Origin of the sequence: Halococcus sp. PRR34 (genome assembly GCF_028617175.1) — an archaeon.
GTDB lineage: Archaea > Halobacteriota > Halobacteria > Halobacteriales > Halococcaceae > Halococcus > Halococcus salifodinae.
In genome coordinates this window covers 58,220-73,950 of the sequence record NZ_JAQJDA010000010.1, presented here as the reverse complement: position 1 = coordinate 73,950, position 15,731 = coordinate 58,220, and the positions used below count along the sequence as shown (strand labels likewise).

Sequence of the window (15,731 nt, the reverse complement as noted above, 5' to 3'; positions counted from 1 at the left end):
TCAGGCTTTCAGACCGCCGACTAAGCCACCGATCGCCGACCGGGATCAAAGCCTTTATCCGTATCCGACCGTAAATTGGTGATGCGGGGGAGCGCCCCGGTGAACACCTATGGCAACGACGCAAACCACCACGGACGCGGCGGATTTCGGGGAAAAGGACACGCGCAAAGACGATATGCGGGAAGCGACCGAGGAGTTCGTCGAGGACCTCATCGACGAGGCCAGTTCCGCGAGCGAGAGCGAGACGCTGAAAGAGTTTCTCGACGCGCAGAGCGCGTTTCACAATTACAGCTACCGGAACACGCTGCTCATCAAAATGCAGTGCCCGCACGCGACCCGAGTCGCCGGGTATCGGACGTGGCAAGACGACTTTGATCGGCAGGTTCAGTCGGGCGAGGAGGCGATTTATATCCTGTATCCGCACACTGCCGAGCATACGTGCCCGGAGTGCGGGAACACGCCGGACTATCACGATAGTATCGGGTGCGAGTACGACGACACCGACCCCGAGGAGTGGGATAGCGGGATCGTGACGTGGCGGACGGGTTCGGTGTTCGACGTCTCACAGACCGAGGGCGAGCCGCTGCCGGAGCTTCCGACCGACGCCGAGGGCGAGGCTGACGACCTACTCGACGCCATGCTCACGGCGGCAGACGCCCTCGTGAGTAGTGTCGAGATCGTCGACGCCGACGAGTGGACGCGCGGCAGCACGAAAGGCGTGTGCGACACCGCCGAGCAGACGATCGAGGTCAAAGACCGCGCGAACGCCGCCGTCGCCGGGACGCTCGCCCACGAGCTCGCCCACGCGCTGCTACATCAGGGCAACGAGACGGACGACCGGAAAGAGCGAGAGCTAGAAGCCGAGGCAGTCGCCTACGTGGTCGGTCGCCACTTTGGGCTTGACGTCAGCGGGTCGGGCTTCTATCTCGCGGCGTGGGAGAACGACGACGCCGAGGAGATTCGGGGCCACCTCAGTCGGATCGCCACGACGTCGAGCACGATCATCGACGCGATCGCCGCCGAGATCGAGTAAGCGATCGCGGGACCGGTTTTCGCGCTGAGTCGAGGACGAAACCCTTTTCCGTATAACTCTACAATGTAGATACACGAGGGAAGCCCCCTCGGAGAACACCTATGGAACGCGAAGAACGGCACCGTGGCAAGCGCGGTACGAACGTCGAGAACAGCCCCGAGAGAATCACCGCTGCCGATCGCCCCGGCCACGGGCGCGTTGGCGGGATCGACGACCCGGTAGCACGGTCGGAGTACGGCGACGATCCCGAGGCGGTTCGCGAGGCCCAGCGGGACGCAGCGGGCGACCTCGAGGACGCTCACCAGCACGCGACCGTCTACCAGTTGGCCGATGGGGAGAGCGAGCGACCCCGCGAGATCCGCCACGATCCGAACGGTGCCAGCCTGTCGATCGGTGACTTGATCGAGCACTACGAGCTCGCCGGTGAGGAGGATGTCGTCGACCTGTCGGACCTGTGGGAGCGGTGGAATCGCGGCAGCGGCCAGGAATCGCAGGCGTTCGTCGAGGCCGAAACGCGGAGCCTGTCGGTCGGCGACATCGTGGTGCTCGACGGAGACGCCTACCGGTGCGATCGGATCGGATGGACGGCGATCGAGCTTTGTGAGGACGGTCAGACGGCGGAGTAGCCAGCAGTCCCTCCCGCGCCGTGGTGGTCGACGTTCGGACGATCGCAGACGTCGACGCTGTTCGACTCAGCGCGCGGGCGTCCCGGTTCGCGGCTTCCCCGCCAGAAAGCCGCTCAATCAGGAGTGAACACCTATGGAAGCCCAGGAGACTCAGCCCAAACCCATGTCAGACGACGAGGTTTCAATCAACGAGATACAGACAGTGACCGTTCGCGAGCGCCAATCCCAAAGCGGGCGCTTGATACTCGTCTCTCTCACTCCGGCGATCCGAGCCGCCGGGCTTGAGGCAGGCGGATCGTTCCGGTTCCAACCGGGGGCCGTCGACGAGATCGGGATGCTTCCGGCGCTCGGGTTCGGCCCCGACGAGGACATTTCGAGCGGGCCGCTCACGCGCAAGATCCTCGAGGAAGGAGCCGGCGGCCAGACGCTTCGGTTGCATATCCCCGAGGAGGCGCTTGAGGCGATCCCAGGGTTCCCCGAGATCGACGCGATCGACTGGGACGATCCGCCCGAGCTCACCGTATTCGCGGGTGATCGGATGCTCGCGTTCGAGCTCGCCGAGAGCCGATCGGTGACCATCAATCGCGACGTCGACGACGGAGGTGGTGACGGAGATACCGACGAGTCCGAGCAGGTGGACGGATGAGTGGGGAGGTCGAGGCGGTGATCGGTGGCCCCGGCGTCAGCGAAATCACCGACGAGCAACTACAGCCAGTCGAGGAGTGGATACACTCAGAACACGACCACCAGCACGAATACAGCCTGATATTCGGGGGCAACGGTCCCTGGGTGCTCTGCCTATCGTGTGAATGGTCCGAAGACCTCCCCGATCGCCTCTATCAATGAGCTCCGACCAGTCGGATCTGGCCGCGTTCGGCGGCACCGAAGCCAGCCCGGAGAATGCTTGTGTCCGATACGAGGTATGCGGCAACGTCGTCCCCGCGAACGGACAAATCTGTGGGTCGTGTCTCGACACGCTTCGAGCCGACGATCGCGAACACCAGGAGGCCGCGAACATATGAGCACTACCGAGTCACTCACGAATCGCGAACGAGTTGAGAACGCACTCGCAGCGCTGCTTGAAACCGACGAGAACGGCAACAGCTATCGGTACTTTCGCGCGTCAGATCTAAACGATATTGACCCGGAGGTATCGGGTGCAATCGCCGGGTCGCACCTTCCGACGATCGAGGAGGAGTCACCCCTATCGAACGGGTTAGTCGTTGACCGATACACCGATACGGACTGTGGGCCGACCTTGTGGACCGTGCGGAGGGAACAATGAGCGAGTGCCGCCAGTGCGGTGAGTCGACCGATCGGGACTCAGTGGCCGAGCAGCCGCTTTGTTGGGACTGTGCCGACCACGGCCCTGTCGCCGATCCCGACGTCGAGCTTACCGATCAGTCGAAACCGACCCTCTCAGGCTCATGACCGACCCAAAGGACCGGAAAGACGCGACGTGGCACAAACGAGGCGACGTCGCAATCCTAGTCGAGGATACGGAGGTCGGGCGGGAAATATCGCTGTATGAGCGCTGGGAGGGCGAGTGGGAACGACAGTTCACCATGCCCGCAACCGTAGCCCGCGAATACTTCGCACTGTTCGACGAGATTTTCCCCGAGGAGTAGGCACCCGGTTTCTCCTGGCCTGGGCCTCTAATCCCGGAACGCGAGCAGCCTCTATAGTGTTTACCAGAAGTCCTCATACTCCCACCAGACAATCGTCCCACCAGCTGTCAGAACTGCCGTGCAAGATAGAGAGGATATATTCAGCAGAGCGGTCCCGACAGAGGGTTGCAGTTATCAGTATTGGCGGTGTAGGTGTCTACATGCCTGAAGAAGTCCTGTTCAAATCGGAAAGCGATCAGAGTCAGGAAGAGATCGCAGCATACCTTCGCCGTGTAGCCGATAAGTTGGAACAAGGGGATGCGATCACACTCAAATCGGGATCCGAGTCCGTGACGATGGAGCCGCCAGCTCGCCCGACGTTCGAGGTCAAAGCCGAGCGTGAGGGACCGACGAATGGGCCCGGTGAATTAAGTATCGAGTTCGAACTCGAATGGGACGAGAACGGCAGTGAGGGAGATGGGGAAGGTGGCCAACTAGAAATCGAGTAATCAACTACTGCCCCGTATCTCATGCATACTGCGTGAATTGGCGAAACGGTGTCAGGAAGTGCGTGCGAGGTGTAGTGGGGTATCCTACTGTCCATACAAAAACAACTGCCAGGTACAAGGGACGTGTCCCAGCGGTAGATTATTACTCGGGAAGGCTTGCACGGATAGAACGACAGATCGCAGGTTCTAACCCGGTATTCCGATATCCCGCTGCGAGATTGAGATCGATAGCCCAGAATCGGTTTTCCGCATCCCGGACGAAATCGACCCCGAGACCTCGAAGGTCGGTTCGTTCGACGAGACGCTGGAGGCGGGCGGTAAGCCCCGGTCTGGCTCGAGCCTTGCTGAGGAATCGCTTTGGGCCGTACAGTTTCGACGTGACGCGCCTGCCCTCCGTCTGTATGCACTCCCCATCGTTGACGGCATAGTACTTGTAATCGACCGGATTCGTCGGGACGAGTTCTTGATAGAAGTCCCCATCGCCGTTCAGTTCGGGCTCACCATTCCAGATGTAGTAGTCCTTTGCAACGTACTCTCCCGCGGGTTTCTCAAACGTCACTGTGGGGGTATTAAATCCCACTTCCTCAAGCGCTTGCAGACAGATCAGGCGGGAGCTAAACGCTATCGTTGCAGGGAGATTGTTCCACAGAGGTATACCCGTTCTCCGGGCGTGGTCAAGAGAAGGGAGCGTGACCGGGAAGAATTGCTTGTTGACAAGTAGTGAGAGGTCGTCGAGTTTACTCGACGAGATTTCGGAGCGAGGATCGAAGAATCGGACAGCATAACCGGATTCACGAAGGCGGTCGGCGACTGCGGAGAACACTGGCTGATCCGCAGAGCAGAGGATACCGATTCGGTCGGCAGCATTCCGTGTCATCTCTACTGCCAAATAGTGTCTGAACCGGATAGCACTTGGCCGTCAGGCTCTGAAACGTGGGGAGAAACCAACAGACGAAATCAGTCAGTGGAAGGGCGTGCGAGATACGCGCCCTGTATCTTGCATAGACGCGTCCGATCTGCACATTTCCCGTCAGTAATGGCGTGACCGATGCAGAGCGTGCACTCTCTACGTGGGGTGGTGAATGTTTACAGATATGGGGATCCACATCTCGGTATGGTTGCCACGTATCCAATACTGTCACTACTGGTCATCTTCGCGCTCTCATTGTTGATTGTGCGTATTGGCTCGATCGCGCTGGAGATGACAGGCCTCTCTCCAGATATATCCTCCTTCCAAGCCGCATCAGCATTCTCTGGAGCGGGATACACGACCGATGAGGCCGAACGGACTGTCGCCACGACAGGCCGCCGCAAAACTGTGAAGGCGCTCATTCGCCTTGGCAGTATTGGACTCCTCGGTGCGATTTCGTCGCTTATCCTTTCGTTCACGCGTACTGGTGGCGAAAACCTGTTGAACTTACTGTATATTCTCGGTGGTGCCGGTGTAATCATTCTGTTCGCACGGAGTCAGTGGTTCAACCGCCTCGTTACGCCACTCATTGAGTGGGGGCTTGGTAAGACGACAGAGTTGGAGGTCACGGATTACGCCCAATTACTCGGGTTGCAGCGCGAGTATCGTGTAGCGGAGGTGGAAATCAACACGAGTGATTGGCTGGCAGAGAAGACGATCACCGAATTGGATTTACCGAGCGAAGGTGTGTTAATACTCGGCATCCGCCGAGATGACTCATACATTGGTGCGCCGCAACCAGATGTGGAGACGAAACCGGGGGACACGCTTGTCCTCTACGGGAAACAAGACCGTCTCAAAGAATTGTCAGACCGTCTCACTGGAGATACAATGGCTCGGGGAGATGCTGTTGAAGACCACGAAGAAACGCTCGAAGAGCAAAAACAGCTCATTGAACAATAAGCACACCCATCGAACGGATATTTCAGCAAATGTATCATAGTAATAGGATTTCAACAGAACCGAGATTCATCGGTCTGTATCGTTATCGTGGCTATCTATGTGCAAGATACGCGCTTTGTATCTTGCACGCCGATTTCAACAGATACCCAATCTGCGATGTTGGAAAGTACGAAGACTTCAGCGAATCTCTCTAACACCCCGTCGTCGATATGTATTCGACGTGCAGAAACGACGTTTTGTATGGATGTGAGCGGCTCTTATTCCGATTCTCGATAGAACCATTCCGCTACACTTATCTGTTTCCGACCGTATATTGGTAGTACGGGGAAGCGCCCCGGAGAACACCTATGGAACGGAACCAGCCGAACGCGGACGACAGCGAAGAACAGAGCGAAACCGAACCGTTCGCAGACGCGCCCCTCGATCCCGAGGCTATTCTCGGGACTCGGACCTTCGAGAGCGTGCTGTTCTCGGAGGAACACGCGGAGCGAACGGTGCCCGTCGACGCCCGAACGGGCGAACGTACCCGGCAGATCGAGGATAGCGTCGAGCGAGCGGAGGCATTTGTCGCTGACGACCCCCGACGAGTCGCCGTCCCGCAGCGAACGGAGGCGATGGTCGAGACACAGAGCGCGCCTTACGTCTCGACGATATTCTACGATTCCAAGGTTGTACGCGGCAAAATCACCGACAAAGGTGAGTATGGTCGCCCGACCTTCGCGAACAACGGTCACGACCTGGAATGGACCTACCGAGCAGCTACTCAGTCGGACCAATACGACGTCGAGCTCGTCGAGGCTGATTACGAGACGGGTGACGTCACGATCACGGTGGAGGAGGTGGCCTAAGATGGGTGCAGCGTCGTTTTTCACCAAAGCGTTCGGCAGTGACGCCGACGAAGCGTTCCGTCGAGCGGTTGAGGAGGCTGAATACCGTCACGGGAAGGCGGGATACACCGGGACGATCGCCGAAAAGCCCGGCTACACCGTGATCCCCAACTCGGAGCACAAGAACCGAGACAAGGAGAAATACGCGAACAGCCTCATGGCCGAGCAAGACGACCGGATAGACGACAAGTGGGGGAACGCCGGAGCGATCAACCTCAGCGGGACGCAGGTGGCCCAGCGCTACCGCAAGCGCAACGGGCTCAAAGGCAATCACGGATCGGTATGGCTGTTCTTTGGAATGGCTAGCTGCTGACGGCTCGCCAATTCGCGGCTTCCGCTCGATCGAGCGATTCCTTCAAAATACCGTTCTGACATATTTATCCGTGCCCGACCGTTTATTGGTGATGCGGGGAAGCGCCCCGGAGAACACCTATGGGACGGATTCAACGCGATACGATCGGTCAGGAGGCTCGATAGTATGCCCACGAAACCACGGCTCCCCGATGGTTTCGACCTGCCGACGGCGGTCAACGGGTGGATTCACGACCCGGATGATCGCACGAACGGCCACTGCTGGCAGTACGAGCAGGGCGAGCGACCGCTCGCGATTCGGGTATTCGAGTCGCTCAGGAACAGCTACGCAGCAGTCACCGACGACCGCACGAGCGGGTTAGAAAGCAAAGAGCGAATCGTCGACCTCGATCATGACGATCGCGGGGATCTATCCCACGAGGAGGCCATCGTGACGGCGATTGAGGCCGCCATCGAGTGGATGAACAACTACAGTGAGGGCGAGTGGTCGCACCTACGAATCCACGAGGCGGCGTTTCAGCCGCCAGTTGGCTACGAGCTCGCCAGCTACCGGATCAACAGCCGAACGACCACAATCCTGTATCACCAAACCGACGCTCGCGAAGTCGATCGGCTCGCCGGTGGCAACTTCCCCGACGAGATGAGTGCCGACTCGTGCCCGTATCTGAAAGTCGAGACGTGGGCCGGGAGCGGGAACTCGACGGTTGCACTCGCCCCTTGGAAGGGTGCTCACGACAATGAGCAGCAGGAGATCGCCGATCCGCCCGAGGAGTGCGGTATCGAGGTTGCACTCACTACCGCCCGCGAATTCGCTCGCACGTTCATCGACGGCGACGGCCCGCTTCCCGCCGATCCCACCGGGCAAACCAGTCTCGGTCGGTTTGCCAGCCAGGGATAGCGCCGGAAACGGGTCGTAGTTGAGACGAAGACTTTATCAGTATCCGACCGTATATTGGTAGCAAGGGGGAGCGCCCCGGTGAACACCTATGGCAACGACGCAAACCACCTCGGAGCGTGCGAGCTCGCAAGAGAGCGCGAGTGACGAGGACAGCACCGAAACGATCGAGGTCCCCGAACGGTACGCTCGTGAGATCGACGCCCGCGAGCGCTTGCACAAGGCGTGTCCCGTTGACGTGTATGTAGCCGGGATCAATCCCCGGTATTCGTGGCCGAACCGACTCGTCGCAGCGAATGAAGCCCGCCCGAGCGTGGCTGACAGCGCCGACTCAGTAATCGTTGATTCCGTGGTCAACGATCCCTACTATGCCGTCGAGGACGTGCTCGACGCGGCTCACAAACTCGACGCCGAGTACGTGGTCGGCAAGGATTGGCCGCCCGAATCGGACCCCGCAGGCGAGGGTATCCACGCAGCGGACGCCTACGAGTGGTTCCTCGGCGAATACACGAGTCACGAGTGCGAGGCCGACGTGATCGTGCCGATCGCACCGCCGTTCGACTCGGGGAGTCTGAATTGTCTCTCGAAAGTGGACCACTTCGCGCTCGGCGGGATGCGTGACATGAGCGGCGAGCAGCAGGTTGCTCACATTCGGGACTTTCGCGAGGTCGCAGGCTACGACGTCGACGTTCACGGCCTGGGTGTCGGGACGTCCGCCGAGCTCATCGGAGCGATCCGCGAGTCCGTCGAGGACGATCCTGAGAAGCCACTGCTCGACAGTTTCGATATTTCGACGCCGGAGAACGCCGTCAGCAAGGGCAAAATCCCGGATAAGTCGTGGCAGCAACACCGCGTATCGTTCCCCACGGGTGAGGATTCGACGACCATGCGCGCGGGGTTCGCCGAGTCGATCGCGCGGATGCTTGAGTACGAGCTCTCGCCGGGTTGTGACGACGAAATACTAAAGCAGGCGGGCTTCGCGACGTTCTGACAGGCGAATGTCGATCCCCTGACCGGATCGACGGCAAGGGTAGGCCGACAGTTTTTTACCGGATTCCCCCGTATATTGGTAGCGTAGTCGATTCAGGTGAACACCTATGGTACAATCAGGAATCCAGACCATGAGCACAGAACCAGAGCAGCAGGAGCAAGAACCGCTACCGATCCAGCACGTTCAGACCGTTGAGGTCCGGCAGAAAACGGGAACGGACGAATACCGAGCCACCATCACGGAGGCGGTGAAAGCCGCCGGACTCGACGAGGGTGCAACGTTCCAGTTCAAGCCTCACGAGATCGAGGAGCTCGGCGTGATCCCGGCACTCGGGGCGGCGGCAGACGAGGACGCCCCGCGTGACCGGTACACTCGAACGGCGACGACCGACGGAAAAGCCTCAATTCGGATCGCACTGCCGAAGGAGGTGGTCGAAGCGCTTGAATCCCATACCGAGGGCGAGCACGACGAGGAGCATCCGCTGGTAATCGACGTGTTTGCGGGCGAGCGGATGATCGCTCTCGCCCCCGCCGGGGGGTTCGACGTTCCGATCGAGGCGCTACCCGAGGACCCCGATCGTGTCGTTGACGACAGTCGCGACGTCCTTCGGCTTACACCCGTCCAGACGGCCCGACCGCGTGTGAGGGGATCGGATGAAGACGGGCAGAGTCGTATGACCGTGCTGACGGCGACGACGGCGATTCGGGCAGCCGGACTCGCCTCGGAGGTTGACGACCCACACTCAGTGAGCTACCACCCCGAGGCCGCCGAGTCACTCGGGGGACTCATCCCAGCAGTCGGCTATCGGCGACAAGCCGGTGCCGCGGATCCTGAGTATGCGGTCTATCGCGAACATGGACGTGGGGATGATGTACCGTATGAGGGGTATTCGGTGACTCTTCCCGCTGAAATGGTTGAGGCTCTTGGTATCTCGGTCGATGAGCTTGAGGGGCTCAGTCGACGCGAGCGGCCTGAGATCACCGTCTATGCAGCGGAGGGGATGCTCGGGTTCAAGACGCCGATCGTCCGCAAAATTCCGGTTGAGCGCGACCGAACGAGCGAGCTCACCGACGTTGCTGGGATCGGCGAGGCTGTCGCCGATCGGCTTCGTGAGCGCGGCTACAGCTCACCCGAGGACCTGGTAGGAATCACTCGCGAGGAGTTGCTCGAGATCGAGGGCCTGTCATCGACTCGTGTCGATAGAGTTCTCGACGACCTCAGTGCGCGCTCAGGAGAATCATGATGTCCTCGCAGAACGGATCAGCACCGCCGAAACCGGAGTCGGTCGAAGAAATCGTCCGTGGGTACGCACCGCCCGGCCAGCCGTGGCCGACACTTCCGGCCTTTCACTCCGAGTCAGGGTGGTCGTTCAGTACGGTTCACCGGCGCACCTGTCCGAGTCGGGAGGGGGAGACCCAACTTTGCCCGAGCACTGGTGAGGAGGTTCCCCTCACGGAGCCGCACATCTGTATCACAGCCCGTCGCGACGAGTGGCCTGATTCACCAAGCTCGACAGCGGAGTTCAAACAGTTCGTCTTTCGGACGCGAGACGAGCTCAGGCAGTGGTTCGAGGAAGACGCCGAGGGCACGTAACGATGGCAAAAGACCCGTTCTACTACCAACTCGACGCGGATTTCAGAGGTACGTACGTTCGCGTTCCCACTTCGGAGCACACCTATGAAGGGTGGGCGCGCGAGTGGCATTACGATCAACACGCGATCCTGCTGTACGACGCAGTTCGCGACGACGGGGAGAAAGTCGGCCCGGTCACGATCAACGAACCCGAGACGGTCGAGCGGATTGAGTCAGGCGGCCCCATCCGAGAGATCGCCGTTGATGCGATCGCCCCCTCACCGTACAACGCTCGCGAATACGACAACCCGGATCACCAGCAGTTCGTGAAGCAGACGCGCGAGCGCGGCCACCTGTTGACGTTTCCAGCAGTGCGACCGCTTTCGGAGGACGAGTACGAGACGGTCGGCGGTCACAAGCGGATGGAAGCCGCCCGTCGCGCCGAGCTCGACGAGATTGCCGTGCGCGTGCTGGACCTCGACAGATGGGAAGCAGCCCGGAAGTTCGTCGACGAGCATATCCCGATCGAGGGTGGCGACGAGCGCGGAATGTACGGCCAAGAGGAGATCGACCACGCGATTGCCCGCCTTCGTGAAGCGTGGTCCGACGAGCGGCTTCGGAGGCTCACGCCGCTCACCCCGTACTTGGAGGAGAAACTCGCGTCGACGCGCTCGGAAGCGCTGCGTCAGGGCTACCTTGCAGGTCACGAGGCCGATTGAGACGTTGCTTGGACGGTCGGCTGTATTGATGTACGCTCATCTCTATGAGTCGTCACCCAGCAGCATTTTGAACCAGTCCTCGGCAGCGTTCAGCTGAAGGCCGAGGAAGTCAAGATGGCCCTGAAGATGGTGTTTTGAAACCCCTCGAAACTTCCCGAGCTATTGCCCCACGAAGCCGTGGCGGTTCTCGCACGTGTTCACGTGCGCGTCGCCGATCACGTACGTCTCGGGGTGATTGACGGCCAGGGGTGTTCGGGGTGCGCTCGTTCTCCCAAACCTCATCACAATCCACGGTTAACGTCTCTTCGAACAGGTTTCCGAGTTTCATGGACAGAGCTCGCTACGACCTGCTCGTTTCTCAAACCACCTCAACAGTGCCTGTTGGGCGGGCTGTTCGCGACGATCGCGCTTGTGTTGATCCTGATAGGCGTGAGTCCCACGTCGTCGCGGATCTATCTGGCTCTAGGGCTCATCGCACTCGCGATCAGCGGCTACTTCCAGCTCACTCATCCCGTTCACTAAGAGTCGCCTAATCGGGTGATAATCCGGGTTATGGCAGCCGCATAGCAGCTTTTCTTTCGAGCAGTGTTGAGGGCCGAAGACAGAGGAGGAGTACCGATACCTGCGACACCATCTGTAGATGCTACACCTGCTGTAGATGCTTCCCTGTCTGTAGAGGTGAGAGCAGCTATACAACCCAAAAACTATAACGGATGCGAGAGATGCTGTACCCGTGCCCTGATCCACCGGGGTAACGGAGAATAATGACACCTATGGAAAACGGAGAATCGCGGGCAATCGCGATCGCGAACAATAAGGGCGGTGTCGGAAAGACGTCAATCTCGATCAACCTCGCCGATCGGCTCGCGAAGCGAGGACACGACGTACTCGTAATCGACACCGACCCCTCCGGTAATCTAACCGAGGGAGTCGGGCTCAAGGACGCTTTTCAGAATGGGACTCATTTCGGGCAATTCCTCGATGACGACGAGGACGAAGACGTAGGGTTCAGCGATATAATCGTGCCCGGAGAGGAAACCGGACTCCCGTTTGACGTAATGCCTTCACACGAGGATTTAGCTCACTACCAGACCCGGATCGACAGCAAGCGAATGTCGATGACCTGGATGGACGAGCAAATCGTTCAGCCGCTACTTGAGCAGGTGTACGATTTCATCGTGATCGACACCGAGGCATCCCCGGATTCACTGTGGATGGATTCGGCGATCTACGCTGCCGGAAACGTGATCGTGCCGCTCGACGACGGTGGAGAAAGTGTGAGCGGCTTCGAGATGCTGCGGGACCGGCAGATTGATCCGATTCGGAAGCACCGAGACGTCGATATTCTCGCCCTAGTCCCCAACGAGACGTCGAACAACAACGAACTACGAGAACTCATCGAGATCTTAGAGGAGCAGTACCCGGAATACACGCCCTCCTTTGCCCGTATAGAGCGGTTCGATGATAGTGTCGGCCCCGGCATTCGTGATCGCATCCAGATCAAACGAGCGTGGAAAGACGGGATTCCACTCTCAGAGTACGAGCCCGACCACGAGATGATCGAGCGGTTCGACGTTCTCGCCGATATTGCCGAGCGGGGTGGTGTCGATGGGTAACAGTCGAATTGACGAGCTCAACGAACTCGATAATAAGGGTGACGAGGGATCGGCGTCGGAGCCAGAACCGGAACCGGAACCGGACGAATCCGAGGAGCAGGATGCAGCGCCAGAGACGGAAGTGGAACCCGACGAGCAACCATCCGAAGACGCGGACTCAGAGCCCATGAGCACATCTACCGAAGACGAAAGTAACGACGAGGCTGAGAGCGAATCCACCCCGGTCGAGGAAAGCAAACCAGCGTATTCCGGCGATGATTTTGATCGGGAAACCTTGTATTGTCTTCAAGAGACGTCTGAGCGGTACAAGGACGCGATGGATCGGTACGACGTGCTCGTGATGCGCAACGAGATCGGGCTTCGCAACGTCACTCAGCGCGAGCGTCAAGAAGCCATGATGCGTATGGCGGCGGACCATCCCGAAGTGATTGCTGAATACATCGTTGAGATGCGTGGACTCGACGTCGACGTGCCAGATAGCCCGTAGTTCTCACTTTTCGGTTGTTGGAGATGGTTGACGCGAGCTGCTTGGAGCAATAGGTAGGAACGGGAGAGTCAGAAGGGGCGCTAATATATCATAACTGTGACGAGATTCCGATAGACTTACGCCCTGTATTTCTGACGGGTTTCGCATGGTCGACGGCTTCACACTCGGAGTGCTCGCGATCGCGGTCGTTGCCCTGGTTTTCGCGCGGCAGATACTCGGGTCGCTCAAAATGCTTGCAGCGAACGCGGTCGGCGGCGTTCTCACGATCATGGTCGCCAGTTGGTTCGGCTTTGGTGTTGCGCTCACCCCCACGACGCTGCTGATTACCGCCCTCGCAGGCGTTCCCGGCGCGATACTGGTTCTGTTGCTCGCCTACGGCGGGGTCGCGTTCGTCCCGCCGGGTGCCGGAGAAGCAGGGAGTATCCTCGTCGATCAAGCGGCTCAGAATCTCGATCGGCTTCTCAGTGCGTTCGGTGAGGTCGTCGACTTTGTGGACGAGAGTAGTAGCAGTAACGGGACCGCTGTTCCGACGACCGAAGGGCCATCGCCCGGATAATTCCCGGCGAGACGGCCAATAGAGCCGTTGATTATAAGTGGCTGACCGGAGTCGCTGTTTTCGATGGCAGATTTGATCGTTCAAGCCGCCGTGAAGGAGGAACTCGGGGAACTGAACGTCGCGTCGGACCTCTACGATGCGCTCGATGACGAGGTGAGTGAACTGCTGGAGGACGCGAGTCGACGCGCCGAAGAGAACGATCGAAAGACCGTCCAACCCCGCGATCTGTAGCGGCGACTCTTTTCGGTTTCACCACCGCCATGAGCGGTGTGACATAGTAGATATGGCCGACAGTATTATGATGTTATTGTCTCACCTATCAAACGGCCATGATGGAAGATCTGACCGCATTCCAGCGGGATTTACTGTACGTGACAGCAGGATTGGAAAACGAATCGGCTCCGCATGGACTCGCGATCAAAGAAAGGATGGACCAGGACTATTCGGGAGAGATCAACCACGGACGGCTCTACCCGAACCTCGATGAACTCGTCGAGAAGGGACTCCTCGAAAAAGGAACCATCGACAACCGAACGAACTCTTACAGCGTCACTAATCGCGGCCGTCGTGAGGTACAAGCGCGTCGTGAATGGGAAAACCAGCACGTTTCTGTCGAGGAGTGAGTCTTTCGATGCTCCCTGCTCCAGTCTGGCGATCGCGATCCACACTTTTGGCTGGGCTCTACAGAGAGTTCCAGTGCAACAGCAATTTCGTATTGCCCGCCGTAAAGGCGTAGTGTAATGGTTGAGATTCCCGACCAGCTGTCGTGTCTGTTCAGTGCGTCAGTCGACCAGTCTGGTGACTCCTACAGGATCGAGATTCCCCGGTCCGAACTCGATCAGGGAATAATCACCCCTGGCGAAACCTACCGCGTAGCGATCGTCTCGAGTACTCCTCAATCTGACGATGGTGTGACTCGACGGCAACCGGATACTACTTCGTCGTCAGAGTCGGGTTCGAGTGACTCCAGCCAACAGTCACCACCGGTCGAACCGGGCGACATCCGCGAGGTGACGATCGACTCACTTGGTGATCAAGGCGACGGAATCGCGAAAATCGACCGAGGGTATGTCGTGATCGTGCCTGGGACGCGCCCGGACGATGAGGTGACCATCGAGATCGAACAGGCCAAGGAAAACGTGGCGTTCGCGCGGGTTCGCGACGAGATGTCGGGTACCGCTGACTCCGGAACGGACGATTTCGACGATTCGTTCGCCGAAGAGACACTCGGCGAACCCGAGTGAAATCTTTGACGTTCGACCACTCCACTGAGGAAACCCCATTACTGCAGGGGATACTCTTATCCTACTCTCGTTGATGGATACGCTTGGAGGGGCCAAACCATGGCAAGAGAGGTGGATGACGAGCGGAACTTCGCACTGCGCGAGGAGAGTGGTGAGGAAACCAGCGTGTTCACGGGGAAAATGCCTCACCAAGCAGCGTTGAAGGCTGCCCGAAAACTCGACCCCAGCGAAAGCGAGGACGCAGCACCCAGAGAGGAGTTCCGCCTCCGCGAACGGGGGACGCACAAACTTCACATCTACGAGGGGTGGGCGTGGCGTGAGGACGCTCCCAACGACGGTCCAGAGTGGATGCCCGAAACGATCACAGAAGCGAACGTCTCGAAACAACGAATCGAACACCTCGAAGAACTGTAGCAGCACCGCTGTCTGACACAGATTCATAGTCGTCGAGTCAAACCCCGTGTATGGACCGAGAACGGCGGCTCCCGCCGTTCGCTGACGATGCCCTCACTGTCCTGACTGAGGCGGTCGGCGACAGAGACAGCGAGAGTGATGGCCTCCCGAAAGACGAGGCCAAAGCACTGCTTGCCGACGACGACCGATTTAGCGAGTCCGATGCCGCCCACGCGCTCGACATGCTTGACAATCGTGGTCGTATCTACTACGTCGATGATCGCGTTCGGATTACGCCGACTGAGAAGTAACTCGAAAGGGACATCGCCCGCGGCTTCGTCCGTCGGTTTCACTTTCACTGCTGTAGGGAAGTCCCTATAACAGTCGGATGGATACTCGGGAGTGAGGGCG

Annotated in this window: 25 protein-coding genes and 2 pseudogenes; 24 read left to right on the top strand and 3 right to left on the bottom strand. The window is 59.1% G+C overall.

The window, feature by feature from the left end; genetic code table 11:
* Positions 1-109: 109 nt before the first annotated feature.
* From PHA81_RS13040 to PHA81_RS13005, 8 genes are all read left to right on the top strand, one after another.
* Positions 110-1,033 (top strand): ArdC-like ssDNA-binding domain-containing protein, encoded by a 924-nt coding sequence (locus PHA81_RS13040; RefSeq protein WP_006078547.1) that lies wholly within the window; start codon positions 110-112, stop codon positions 1,031-1,033.
* A 101-nt stretch (positions 1,034-1,134) separates the two neighbouring features.
* Positions 1,135-1,659, top strand: coding sequence for a hypothetical protein (locus tag PHA81_RS13035; RefSeq protein WP_006078548.1), 525 nt, complete (start codon positions 1,135-1,137; stop codon positions 1,657-1,659).
* Between the two features lie 163 nt (positions 1,660-1,822).
* Positions 1,823-2,305: a hypothetical protein gene (locus tag PHA81_RS13030; protein WP_049914213.1), complete on the top strand. Its 483-nt coding sequence runs from the start codon at positions 1,823-1,825 to the stop codon at positions 2,303-2,305.
* Positions 2,302-2,505, top strand: coding sequence for a hypothetical protein (locus tag PHA81_RS13025; RefSeq protein WP_006078550.1), 204 nt, complete (start codon positions 2,302-2,304; stop codon positions 2,503-2,505). The genes PHA81_RS13030 and PHA81_RS13025 overlap by 4 nt, the downstream gene beginning before the upstream one ends.
* Positions 2,502-2,681, top strand: coding sequence for a hypothetical protein (locus PHA81_RS13020; protein ID WP_049914214.1), 180 nt, complete (start codon positions 2,502-2,504; stop codon positions 2,679-2,681). The genes PHA81_RS13025 and PHA81_RS13020 overlap by 4 nt, the downstream gene beginning before the upstream one ends.
* Positions 2,678-2,944 carry a hypothetical protein gene (locus PHA81_RS13015; protein WP_006078551.1) on the top strand — a complete coding sequence of 89 codons (267 nt, stop codon included), beginning with the start codon at positions 2,678-2,680 and terminating at the stop codon, positions 2,942-2,944. Before PHA81_RS13020 ends, PHA81_RS13015 begins: the two co-directional genes overlap by 4 nt.
* Before the next feature lie 142 nt (positions 2,945-3,086).
* Positions 3,087-3,287: a hypothetical protein gene (locus PHA81_RS13010; RefSeq protein WP_006078552.1), complete on the top strand. Its 201-nt coding sequence runs from the start codon at positions 3,087-3,089 to the stop codon at positions 3,285-3,287.
* A 200-nt stretch (positions 3,288-3,487) separates the two neighbouring features.
* Positions 3,488-3,775 carry an amphi-Trp domain-containing protein gene (locus tag PHA81_RS13005; protein ID WP_006078553.1) on the top strand — a complete coding sequence of 96 codons (288 nt, stop codon included), beginning with the start codon at positions 3,488-3,490 and terminating at the stop codon, positions 3,773-3,775.
* A 142-nt stretch (positions 3,776-3,917) separates the two neighbouring features.
* Here the strand turns inward: PHA81_RS13005 and PHA81_RS13000 are convergent, their stop codons facing one another.
* Positions 3,918-4,652 carry a hypothetical protein gene (locus PHA81_RS13000; RefSeq protein ID WP_206536541.1) on the bottom strand — a complete coding sequence of 245 codons (735 nt, stop codon included), beginning with the start codon at positions 4,650-4,652 and terminating at the stop codon, positions 3,918-3,920.
* A 237-nt stretch (positions 4,653-4,889) separates the two neighbouring features.
* Between PHA81_RS13000 and PHA81_RS12995 the strand changes: the two genes are divergently transcribed.
* The 8 genes from PHA81_RS12995 to PHA81_RS12960 all read left to right on the top strand — a co-directional run bounded on the left by PHA81_RS12995 (position 4,890) and on the right by PHA81_RS12960 (position 11,024).
* Complete coding sequence (locus tag PHA81_RS12995; RefSeq protein WP_006078555.1) at positions 4,890-5,648, top strand: TrkA C-terminal domain-containing protein; 759 nt, start codon at positions 4,890-4,892, stop codon at positions 5,646-5,648.
* A gap of 347 nt (positions 5,649-5,995) precedes the next feature.
* Positions 5,996-6,496, top strand: a complete 501-nt coding sequence (locus tag PHA81_RS12990; RefSeq protein WP_006078556.1) for a hypothetical protein — start codon at positions 5,996-5,998, stop codon at positions 6,494-6,496.
* A 1-nt stretch (position 6,497) separates the two neighbouring features.
* Entirely contained in the window at positions 6,498-6,848 is a 351-nt protein-coding gene (locus PHA81_RS12985; protein WP_273837024.1) for a hypothetical protein, read from the top strand.
* A gap of 165 nt (positions 6,849-7,013) precedes the next feature.
* Positions 7,014-7,745 (top strand): hypothetical protein, encoded by a 732-nt coding sequence (locus PHA81_RS12980; RefSeq protein WP_273837022.1) that lies wholly within the window; start codon positions 7,014-7,016, stop codon positions 7,743-7,745.
* Between the two features lie 88 nt (positions 7,746-7,833).
* Positions 7,834-8,733 carry a hypothetical protein gene (locus tag PHA81_RS12975; protein ID WP_273837021.1) on the top strand — a complete coding sequence of 300 codons (900 nt, stop codon included), beginning with the start codon at positions 7,834-7,836 and terminating at the stop codon, positions 8,731-8,733.
* 130 nt (positions 8,734-8,863) lie between these two features.
* The gene (locus tag PHA81_RS12970) at positions 8,864-9,976 is read left to right on the top strand and encodes a helix-hairpin-helix domain-containing protein (RefSeq protein WP_049914216.1); all 1,113 of its coding nucleotides are present in this window, start codon (positions 8,864-8,866) and stop codon (positions 9,974-9,976) included.
* A complete protein-coding gene (locus tag PHA81_RS12965; protein ID WP_006078561.1) occupies positions 9,976-10,326 on the top strand; it encodes a hypothetical protein in 351 nt (116 codons plus the stop codon). The genes PHA81_RS12970 and PHA81_RS12965 overlap by 1 nt, the downstream gene beginning before the upstream one ends.
* 2 nt (positions 10,327-10,328) lie before the next feature.
* The gene (locus PHA81_RS12960; protein ID WP_006078562.1) at positions 10,329-11,024 is read left to right on the top strand and encodes a ParB N-terminal domain-containing protein; all 696 of its coding nucleotides are present in this window, start codon (positions 10,329-10,331) and stop codon (positions 11,022-11,024) included.
* A 42-nt stretch (positions 11,025-11,066) separates the two neighbouring features.
* Here PHA81_RS12960 and PHA81_RS12955 read toward each other — a convergent pair.
* A pseudogene (locus tag PHA81_RS12955) lies at positions 11,067-11,270 on the bottom strand (IS1595 family transposase); the annotation flags it as partial.
* A pseudogene (locus PHA81_RS12950) lies at positions 11,263-11,352 on the bottom strand (IS6 family transposase); the annotation flags it as partial. The pseudogenes PHA81_RS12950 and PHA81_RS12955, both read right to left, overlap by 8 nt.
* 445 nt (positions 11,353-11,797) lie before the next feature.
* Between PHA81_RS12950 and PHA81_RS12945 the strand changes: the two are divergent.
* The 8 genes from PHA81_RS12945 to PHA81_RS12910 all read left to right on the top strand — a co-directional run bounded on the left by PHA81_RS12945 (position 11,798) and on the right by PHA81_RS12910 (position 15,631).
* On the top strand, positions 11,798-12,640 hold the full coding sequence (locus PHA81_RS12945; RefSeq protein WP_006078563.1) for a ParA family protein: 843 nt from the start codon (positions 11,798-11,800) through the stop codon (positions 12,638-12,640).
* Positions 12,633-13,127, top strand: coding sequence for a hypothetical protein (locus tag PHA81_RS12940; RefSeq protein ID WP_006078564.1), 495 nt, complete (start codon positions 12,633-12,635; stop codon positions 13,125-13,127). The genes PHA81_RS12945 and PHA81_RS12940 overlap by 8 nt, the downstream gene beginning before the upstream one ends.
* A 145-nt stretch (positions 13,128-13,272) precedes the next feature.
* Positions 13,273-13,683 carry a pro-sigmaK processing inhibitor BofA family protein gene (locus tag PHA81_RS12935; protein WP_006078565.1) on the top strand — a complete coding sequence of 137 codons (411 nt, stop codon included), beginning with the start codon at positions 13,273-13,275 and terminating at the stop codon, positions 13,681-13,683.
* 63 nt (positions 13,684-13,746) lie between these two features.
* Positions 13,747-13,914, top strand: coding sequence for a hypothetical protein (locus PHA81_RS12930; protein ID WP_006078566.1), 168 nt, complete (start codon positions 13,747-13,749; stop codon positions 13,912-13,914).
* 101 nt (positions 13,915-14,015) lie between these two features.
* Complete coding sequence (locus PHA81_RS12925) at positions 14,016-14,306, top strand: PadR family transcriptional regulator (RefSeq protein ID WP_049914253.1); 291 nt, start codon at positions 14,016-14,018, stop codon at positions 14,304-14,306.
* Between the two features lie 117 nt (positions 14,307-14,423).
* Positions 14,424-14,927: a TRAM domain-containing protein gene (locus tag PHA81_RS12920; RefSeq protein ID WP_006078568.1), complete on the top strand. Its 504-nt coding sequence runs from the start codon at positions 14,424-14,426 to the stop codon at positions 14,925-14,927.
* 99 nt (positions 14,928-15,026) lie between these two features.
* Positions 15,027-15,341 (top strand): non-histone chromosomal MC1 family protein, encoded by a 315-nt coding sequence (locus PHA81_RS12915; RefSeq protein ID WP_049914219.1) that lies wholly within the window; start codon positions 15,027-15,029, stop codon positions 15,339-15,341.
* Positions 15,342-15,391: 50 nt separating this feature from the next.
* On the top strand, positions 15,392-15,631 hold the full coding sequence (locus tag PHA81_RS12910) for a hypothetical protein (RefSeq protein ID WP_006078570.1): 240 nt from the start codon (positions 15,392-15,394) through the stop codon (positions 15,629-15,631).
* Positions 15,632-15,731: the final 100 nt, after the last annotated feature.

What these genes read in the sequence shown, in the direction of transcription:
- PHA81_RS13010 (WP_006078552.1), top strand. Translation starts at nt 3,087, where the DNA reads ATGACCGACCCAAAGGACCGGAAAGACGCGACGTGGCACAAACGAGGC.
- PHA81_RS13025 (WP_006078550.1), top strand. Translation starts at nt 2,302, where the DNA reads ATGAGTGGGGAGGTCGAGGCGGTGATCGGTGGCCCCGGCGTCAGCGAA.
- PHA81_RS12910 (WP_006078570.1), top strand. Translation starts at nt 15,392, where the DNA reads ATGGACCGAGAACGGCGGCTCCCGCCGTTCGCTGACGATGCCCTCACT.
- PHA81_RS12975 (WP_273837021.1), top strand. Translation starts at nt 7,834, where the DNA reads ATGGCAACGACGCAAACCACCTCGGAGCGTGCGAGCTCGCAAGAGAGC.
- PHA81_RS13015 (WP_006078551.1), top strand. Translation starts at nt 2,678, where the DNA reads ATGAGCACTACCGAGTCACTCACGAATCGCGAACGAGTTGAGAACGCA.
- PHA81_RS12970 (WP_049914216.1), top strand. Translation starts at nt 8,864, where the DNA reads ATGAGCACAGAACCAGAGCAGCAGGAGCAAGAACCGCTACCGATCCAG.
- PHA81_RS12925 (WP_049914253.1), top strand. Translation starts at nt 14,016, where the DNA reads ATGGAAGATCTGACCGCATTCCAGCGGGATTTACTGTACGTGACAGCA.
- PHA81_RS12930 (WP_006078566.1), top strand. Translation starts at nt 13,747, where the DNA reads ATGGCAGATTTGATCGTTCAAGCCGCCGTGAAGGAGGAACTCGGGGAA.
- PHA81_RS12985 (WP_273837024.1), top strand. Translation starts at nt 6,498, where the DNA reads ATGGGTGCAGCGTCGTTTTTCACCAAAGCGTTCGGCAGTGACGCCGAC.
- PHA81_RS13020 (WP_049914214.1), top strand. Translation starts at nt 2,502, where the DNA reads ATGAGCTCCGACCAGTCGGATCTGGCCGCGTTCGGCGGCACCGAAGCC.
- PHA81_RS12960 (WP_006078562.1), top strand. Translation starts at nt 10,329, where the DNA reads ATGGCAAAAGACCCGTTCTACTACCAACTCGACGCGGATTTCAGAGGT.
- PHA81_RS13035 (WP_006078548.1), top strand. Translation starts at nt 1,135, where the DNA reads ATGGAACGCGAAGAACGGCACCGTGGCAAGCGCGGTACGAACGTCGAG.
- PHA81_RS13005 (WP_006078553.1), top strand. Translation starts at nt 3,488, where the DNA reads ATGCCTGAAGAAGTCCTGTTCAAATCGGAAAGCGATCAGAGTCAGGAA.
- PHA81_RS12995 (WP_006078555.1), top strand. Translation starts at nt 4,890, where the DNA reads ATGGTTGCCACGTATCCAATACTGTCACTACTGGTCATCTTCGCGCTC.
- PHA81_RS12945 (WP_006078563.1), top strand. Translation starts at nt 11,798, where the DNA reads ATGGAAAACGGAGAATCGCGGGCAATCGCGATCGCGAACAATAAGGGC.
- PHA81_RS12920 (WP_006078568.1), top strand. Translation starts at nt 14,424, where the DNA reads ATGGTTGAGATTCCCGACCAGCTGTCGTGTCTGTTCAGTGCGTCAGTC.
- PHA81_RS12935 (WP_006078565.1), top strand. Translation starts at nt 13,273, where the DNA reads ATGGTCGACGGCTTCACACTCGGAGTGCTCGCGATCGCGGTCGTTGCC.
- PHA81_RS12980 (WP_273837022.1), top strand. Translation starts at nt 7,014, where the DNA reads ATGCCCACGAAACCACGGCTCCCCGATGGTTTCGACCTGCCGACGGCG.
- PHA81_RS12940 (WP_006078564.1), top strand. Translation starts at nt 12,633, where the DNA reads ATGGGTAACAGTCGAATTGACGAGCTCAACGAACTCGATAATAAGGGT.
- PHA81_RS12965 (WP_006078561.1), top strand. Translation starts at nt 9,976, where the DNA reads ATGTCCTCGCAGAACGGATCAGCACCGCCGAAACCGGAGTCGGTCGAA.
- PHA81_RS12915 (WP_049914219.1), top strand. Translation starts at nt 15,027, where the DNA reads ATGGCAAGAGAGGTGGATGACGAGCGGAACTTCGCACTGCGCGAGGAG.
- PHA81_RS13030 (WP_049914213.1), top strand. Translation starts at nt 1,823, where the DNA reads ATGTCAGACGACGAGGTTTCAATCAACGAGATACAGACAGTGACCGTT.
- PHA81_RS13040 (WP_006078547.1), top strand. Translation starts at nt 110, where the DNA reads ATGGCAACGACGCAAACCACCACGGACGCGGCGGATTTCGGGGAAAAG.
- PHA81_RS12990 (WP_006078556.1), top strand. Translation starts at nt 5,996, where the DNA reads ATGGAACGGAACCAGCCGAACGCGGACGACAGCGAAGAACAGAGCGAA.
- PHA81_RS13000 (WP_206536541.1), bottom strand. Translation starts at nt 4,652, where the DNA reads ATGACACGGAATGCTGCCGACCGAATCGGTATCCTCTGCTCTGCGGAT.